The organism is Bradyrhizobium liaoningense (genome assembly GCF_018130955.1).
GTDB lineage: Bacteria > Pseudomonadota > Alphaproteobacteria > Rhizobiales > Xanthobacteraceae > Bradyrhizobium > Bradyrhizobium liaoningense_C.
In genome coordinates this window covers 285,211-291,349 of the sequence record NZ_JAFCJM010000002.1, presented here as the reverse complement: position 1 = coordinate 291,349, position 6,139 = coordinate 285,211, and the positions used below count along the sequence as shown (strand labels likewise).

Annotated in this window: 9 protein-coding genes and 1 tRNA gene; 7 read left to right on the top strand and 3 right to left on the bottom strand. The window is 59.6% G+C overall.

Annotation, left to right across the window (positions count from 1 at the left end; translation table 11 throughout):
• Positions 1-144: 144 nt before the first annotated feature.
• A complete protein-coding gene (locus JQ632_RS40220; protein WP_212400780.1) occupies positions 145-534 on the bottom strand; it encodes a DUF3551 domain-containing protein in 390 nt (129 codons plus the stop codon).
• Between the two features lie 226 nt (positions 535-760).
• On the opposite strand from JQ632_RS40220, the gene JQ632_RS03020 reads away from it, so the two are divergent.
• The 6 genes from JQ632_RS03020 (at position 761) to JQ632_RS02995 (ending at position 4,399) form a co-directional block, all read left to right on the top strand.
• Positions 761-1,063: a hypothetical protein gene (locus JQ632_RS03020; RefSeq protein WP_212400779.1), complete on the top strand. Its 303-nt coding sequence runs from the start codon at positions 761-763 to the stop codon at positions 1,061-1,063.
• Between the two features lie 806 nt (positions 1,064-1,869).
• Positions 1,870-2,121 (top strand): hypothetical protein, encoded by a 252-nt coding sequence (locus JQ632_RS03015; protein ID WP_212400778.1) that lies wholly within the window; start codon positions 1,870-1,872, stop codon positions 2,119-2,121.
• Positions 2,122-2,306: 185 nt separating this feature from the next.
• Positions 2,307-2,990 carry a hypothetical protein gene (locus JQ632_RS03010; RefSeq protein ID WP_212400777.1) on the top strand — a complete coding sequence of 228 codons (684 nt, stop codon included), beginning with the start codon at positions 2,307-2,309 and terminating at the stop codon, positions 2,988-2,990.
• Positions 2,991-3,039: 49 nt separating this feature from the next.
• Complete coding sequence (locus tag JQ632_RS03005; protein WP_212400776.1) at positions 3,040-3,621, top strand: arsinothricin resistance N-acetyltransferase ArsN1 family B; 582 nt, start codon at positions 3,040-3,042, stop codon at positions 3,619-3,621.
• Positions 3,622-3,667: 46 nt separating this feature from the next.
• On the top strand, positions 3,668-4,093 hold the full coding sequence (locus JQ632_RS03000) for a hypothetical protein (RefSeq protein ID WP_212400775.1): 426 nt from the start codon (positions 3,668-3,670) through the stop codon (positions 4,091-4,093).
• 129 nt (positions 4,094-4,222) lie between these two features.
• Entirely contained in the window at positions 4,223-4,399 is a 177-nt protein-coding gene (locus JQ632_RS02995; RefSeq protein WP_212400774.1) for a hypothetical protein, read from the top strand.
• 73 nt (positions 4,400-4,472) lie between these two features.
• Here JQ632_RS02995 and JQ632_RS02990 read toward each other — a convergent pair whose 3' ends face one another.
• Positions 4,473-4,658 carry a hypothetical protein gene (locus JQ632_RS02990; protein WP_212400773.1) on the bottom strand — a complete coding sequence of 62 codons (186 nt, stop codon included), beginning with the start codon at positions 4,656-4,658 and terminating at the stop codon, positions 4,473-4,475.
• Between the two features lie 746 nt (positions 4,659-5,404).
• Between JQ632_RS02990 and JQ632_RS02985 the strand changes: the two genes are divergently transcribed.
• Positions 5,405-5,641: a DUF6894 family protein gene (locus JQ632_RS02985; RefSeq protein WP_212400772.1), complete on the top strand. Its 237-nt coding sequence runs from the start codon at positions 5,405-5,407 to the stop codon at positions 5,639-5,641.
• 328 nt (positions 5,642-5,969) lie between these two features.
• Here the strand turns inward: JQ632_RS02985 and JQ632_RS02980 are convergent.
• A tRNA-Arg gene (locus tag JQ632_RS02980) sits at positions 5,970-6,046 on the bottom strand.
• Positions 6,047-6,139: the final 93 nt, after the last annotated feature.

Genomic DNA, 6,139 nt, shown 5'->3' with positions numbered 1-6,139 from the left:
CAACAGACCTGAACGAAACAAGAATTGTGTTACCCATGTCGTCGGTTTGAACTGTTACCCATCTCGCCGGTTGCTCACGAGCCCGCGGACCAACCGATTCAACCAAACGCCATCACGCTTTAAGATCGGAAAACGATCGGCCCATCACATGTAGCGTCTCACACTTCGGAGAAATTCTTCTTTCTCGCCCGGCGCGTAACCCTGGCAAGCTCCATAGTATGCTTCTCTTCCTTGATCGCACGGTGAGGTCCGGTTGCGGACCGGCGGCTTTGGTGCCGCGTACGACCTACGATAGCGTTGATTTTTTCCTCTGGCCGTCGCACCAGCGTAATAAGGGTTGAGGATGCACGACTGACCGTTGGCCGACGCCCTGCATTGGGCCATCGTCGTGAAGCTGCATCGATAGTAAGGGGTGGTTCCGAAAGAAACGACGGCCAAGCAAACGGGAAAAGCCGGATCATATGTTTGAGCCCGTGCATGCCCCGTTGTTAAGGCGATACCCACTGTCAAAATCGTCAAAGCCAATGCGCGCATTGGAACCTCCTCCAACTTGCTCAACACCGACGCACCCAGACCGCAGGCAGTGTTGATCCAAGTCAATGTGCGCGGAATAGGTTCGTGCGCGCAGCGAGGGGCCGCAATCCCCTGACCCGGACGAGTCACCTCATCGTGAAACTTGTGGCTCGGCATGCGCTGTTGATACTTCAGTAACCCAATGCCTCCAATCTCCCCTTGGTATCGTTGCGTTGGAGTACCCACAGTGCTGGATTTTAACGAGCTGCGTGAACTCGCAGCAGATGTTCGCGTTTTTGTCGACGTCGCCGAAGACAAAGCTGAAGCGCTGAGAGCCGTGGTCGCGGCTTATGACGTGGTGTTGGCGATCTTCCCCACTGAAGAGGGTATGGGCCTCCACGTCGTCAAAGGCAGCGAAATCCTGGACAAGATCGCAAAATCACGGACCCATGCGATTTACAGTCATACGGCCATCGCGGTTCCGGACCTGGAGCATGCAGAAGTGCTCAAGTACCTGACAGCCCCCGTCGAACAACGGGTCGCAGCTTAGTTGCAGACAGCGACCTTGAGTTACGGTGACAGCTCACAGCGCGGGTTTGGCTGTTCCGCAAGCTCATGAGGGTTGGCTCAGCGCTTGCGATCCCTGCCGAGCAGACCAGGCCGAAGTGACGACAGAGTGCCGCCGGTTCACGCTGGCGGGCTTTGTGTCCGATTTGCTCACATCTACACGCGCTAATTGAGAAAGTTCTGTTCGCGCCGGCAGTCACAACTCGCGCGCGCATGCGGCATAGTCGCATCTGGGTTGCTTTTCTTTGCGCAACATCTGAACAGGGTATCTAATGATGGTTGAACTCTGAAGGTTTAGCATTTGGGGTTTTGGTCATGCGCCACGTTTCGAGGCGACGACACCCCGAGAAGCGCAAGCCACCCTTCAAATGGGTCGTCGTGTACGGAGGCATGTCCGTTGAGTGTAGCAACGAGGCCGGGGCGAAGAAATTGGCGACCAAGCTCCGCCGAAAAGGTTACCGGCTGGCGGCTCGAACGGCGGATGGCGTATCGCCCTCCTGGCGAATCGATCCCGAAGAGCTGGACGAGTGGCTGAGCCGGGAAACGAAAGCCACTTGAGGGAGGGGCTGGCAGGCCGCTTCTGCAGGGGGTAAGGCGGTGAACTACAAGACCTGCCGATGCGGGCGGCCTCTTTGGCACCTGTCGTCATGTCGAACATTGTCCTCGATAAATGAAGCGGCCGGCGCGGGAACGACCGGCAAATATTCGATTGCGGTAACCGAAAAACAGGAAGAGACTTTGACGGTCGGACCCAACTAGCTCCCACGGCTATCACCGAAGGAGGAGGGAATGACCGTCTATAAAGATTACGGATGGAAGCCGCCCACTGCCGCCCAACGTGAGGCGCAAAGGGTCTTCAAGGAAACCGATGCCAAAGTCGCGATGTCCGAGTATGAACGCATCCAAGCGGCGTTTCATGCAAACCGCGAGAGGTTAAAGGCTGAACGACTTGCTCGCGAGGCCGAAGCGGCGGCCCGGAAGCACAAAAACCTGATCACGGCCCACTCTCCGAATGTGCACGGCGGTCTGCGGCACCGCTGATACGCGCATTCAAAATTATCAATCGGACAGGGCAGGCGCTTGCGAAGTGCAAGCCGGGCTGACGGTGGAAGCCTGGAACGATCTCGGACGCGAAGTGGACTCCGGCACCGGAACTTCCGTAACTTCGTTAAGGTTCGGTTTAGCTTCAGGGGCCACTATTCGAACGGTCGAACGTGGGGCAGATCATGCAAATCCACGACCGGGGTAGGGAAGAGGTCGAGCTGCCCAGCCAGCCGTCGACCGTGGACGTCTACGATTTCTTCAGCCCGAGTGGCGAAGCCTTGGCGTTGGCAAAGCCTCTCGGTGACCGAGCGCGCATCGCGCTGTCCTCACTCGCCTTGGTCGCGAGCTTTGGACTTGGCTGGGCTGGCGGGCAAATTTGGCCTGAGGTGGCAAGTGCTCTCGGCATCAGCTCGGTTGCCCAGAAGGAAGTGCCTTCGCCTCGCCTGGCCAAAACAGTGCCGGTCGCCAAACAGGCTAGCGTTTCGAAGCCTGGTCCAGCGGCAGCATTGCAAGCGCCACCAAGCGCTACTTTCAACTATGGACCAACGATCGCGGCGGCGGTCGCTCGCGTTTCATCGGAGTCGACGGGTACGGTATCTCCCGTCGGTCAGTCGATCAACGCCAGCCCGCCTGCGGCTGCGGCGCTGGGACCTCTCGCACCCGCGCCGGAAACCAGACCAACCACTATTCCGGGTTGGATAGTCACGGACGTGAGAGAGGGCACTGCTGTGCTCGACGGGCCGTACGGGCCCAGGATGGTCAGAACTGGTGACATCATTTCGGGAATCGGACGAGTCGACTCCATTGTACGCTGGGGCAATCGCTGGATCGTGGCGACGTCCAACGGCCTGATTGCGAGCCAGTGATCTAACGGGGAGGCGCGGCCTCGCGCCGCCGAACCCCAGACTGACGGGTATGAAACTTTCCAAGATCAATCTGCGCCCGGCCGAACGACATGACTCGGAGCAGATCGCCGCAATCTATGCGCCGATCGTACGCGACACGTTCATCTCGTTCGAGACCGAGCCGCCGTCGGCCGAGATTATGGCCGGGCGCATCGATTCCATTGAACGGCAATACCCATGGCTCGTCGCCACGGCCGAGGACGCGGTGTTAGGTTACGCATATGCCAGCGAACATCGGCAGCGGGCGGCCTATCGATGGTCCGTCGACGTCACCGCATATGTGGCCGAGGCGGCACGCGGAAGGGGCGTGGGCCGGCGGCTCTACGGCGGCTTGATCCCAATGCTGCGCGCCCAAGGCTTCCGCGGGGCGTTTGCGGGCATCGCCCTGCCTAATGACGCGAGCGTAGGTTTACATGAGGCGGTCGGCTTCAGAGCGCTCGGCATCTACAGGGACGTCGGCTTTAAGCTCGGCGCCTGGCGTGATGTGGGTTGGTGGCGCCTTGGGCTGTCTAACGACGACGCGCCGCCCGCTGAGCCAACAAGCTTCCGGCGATTGCGCGAAGCGCCTGACTTCGGTGCGTTTCTCGCGTGAGGCTTGGTCGTCTGGCTCGGTGTCGCCGCGCTACCGGACTGCTACATTGAGCGATGCGCTCGCCGGCCACATCCTTCGCTTGGATGATGTCGCAAGTTCCAGCCTTGTCCTGAATGGGCCCGAAATCCCGGTCGAGCAGGTTGGAGTGCGACTCGACCTTGCCCAGGCCGTTCGGGAAGACGAGATCGAGCACCTTGATCGGCTCGCCGGCGGCGTCCTTCCTGCCAGTGTCATGCTTAGGACAGCCGCATCCTGGCAGAGGACCAATGAAGCGCCGGGGCCGATCGCACAGGAAGCGCAGCCGGCAGCAGCTGGCGGCGCACTCCCGCAGGCTGACGCGGTAAACGCGAGGCCCGCCGGTTCATGCTGGCGGGCTTTCCGCTCGGTTCGCTGGTGGGCCGTTCAGCCTCACCAGATCATAGAGGCGACGGCCAACAAGCCAGCCAATGCCAGCGTCCACGCCAGCGATTGAAGGACCCAAGGCCGCGTCATGACATGCCTCGACCGGTTTTCAGCCGTAGGCGAGCATCAACGCGGTGGGGTATCTTGAGGTAGATCAAAGGGCTGGATATTGGCCGGGAAAAACTGGTAATGCAGCCCGATGAAGACCTATCGGGCTTTCGTCCTCACATTCGAGGGCGACGTCATTCAATCGGTCGATCTTGTCTGCGCTACCGAAGAGAACGCCAAGTCGATGGCCGAGCAGCTCGTTGATGTCCACCCGGTAGAGCTCTGGGATGGACCGCGGCGCATCGCTCGCTTTGAACCGAAGCACTAAGCCGTGTTCAGTCAGGTTTGATCCGCGCCTCATACGGATCAGCTCGCCCGTCGGTTCACGCTGGCGGGCAGCTTCATTCCTGTTCGCCGTGCGGCCTTTCCTCTAACAGGGCGGCGCGCCTAAGATAGTCATTTGCCAGTTGCACCAGCTTGGCACTGGTCTCTGGTCCCATTATCTCGGCTAGGCTTAGACAATGAGCGGCCTTTGCCCGGAGCGCGCCGGGGCTTTCGTCGGCCTCGTCGGCCGGATCGTCTGCCATCGTGCACTCCTTGAAATGAGACGTTCGCCGCGTCGGCGTCCGCCCCCAAGGGAACAATGGAGCTGATGGTGCGTCGTTCCTAAACTGTCTTGCCGGCCACTAGGCGCGGCCTGTTTTTGCCGTGGCTGACCGCGCGCTTTAGCCATTCGGCCGCTAATCGCAGCCAGACTTCCTTGCCTCAGCTCTGCCCGACAGCGGTCATAAGTTAATCAGGGGATTTCGTTTCAAGCTCAGCAGGAACGGTTCAGATTGCGGAACGTTTTGGATTTGTCGCCGCGAGGATCTAGGCAACGATCGGTGATGAGACCGCCCCCATCACAGCGCTCCCGCCCAATGGAAACGCAGGAGCAGCGCCATGTCGCGGCGGCGTCGATTCAAGCAACAACTCACGCTTCAAGAGCGGCTGAGAGCTTGGTCTAAGAAGATCGAACAGCAGGCCGCGAGGCTTCCACCAGGTCCAGAGCGAGAAGCCCTCATCAAGAAGGCCCGCCAAGCGGACGTAGCGGCACACCTGGATGATTGGGCGAAGTCACCCGGGCTTCAACCGCCGAAGTGATGAGCAGCTTGGTGCTGTCCGTATTTAACCCCCAGTGTCCCGATTTTGTTAGTGTCCTAATTTGCGATTTGGCTTAGCAACTATTCGGCATTATTCCGATTGTTCCCCCATCACCGAGCTAGGCTTGGCCCGTGGGCATCGGTGGCTGAGAGACGCGACGCGCTCCCGCCTGCATTTGGGGAGCTGCCTTATGGTCCGTTATTACTTCGACATCCGAGACAACACAGGTTTCTATCCCGATGAGGAGGGGATGGAGTTCAAGACCCAACGAGAGGCGGAGGTGGAAGCCGCTCGTTCGCTCGCGGGCTTGGCCAAAGACCTAGCAACCATGGATGAACGGCAAGACGTCGCCGTAGAAGTCCGGACGGACGTGGAAGACGTGTTTCAGGCCGCGCTCATTTTCAAGCGAAGCGGCACGAAGCAGTAAGGCCGCTTCAGTTGGCGGCCTCTGTCCTCAAGAGGGAGCCGGACAGAGGTGCCGCTCTCGTGCAGTTCGAGCCAACCGCGGCCCTTGAGCATCGCAACGCGCGCGAGCTACCGCGGGTCGTGGGTGTGCACAAGCACTCTTCAAAGCGATTGGAAACAGCACCATGCGTGAGCTGAGTGCCGCAAGAACCATGCAGAAGTCGCGTGTACGATCCGTGTATCATCGACTAGGCGGGGCTAGACGGAAAGCCTGAAATCAAAGAGGTTTATCGCCTACAGCACGATACACGGAAATCAGCTGGAAGCGAGAAGCATCTCGTTGATATTACTGGCGATCCCGGCAGGACTCGAACCTGCAACCCGCGGAGTAGAAATCCGCTACTCTATCCAGTTGAGCTACGGGACCGTGAAAGCGACCTCGGATGGGGCCTGAGCGCCTTCTAGCACGCCACATATGAAAAATCCGCACGTCCGCCAAGTCCGGACCGAACCGTTTTCC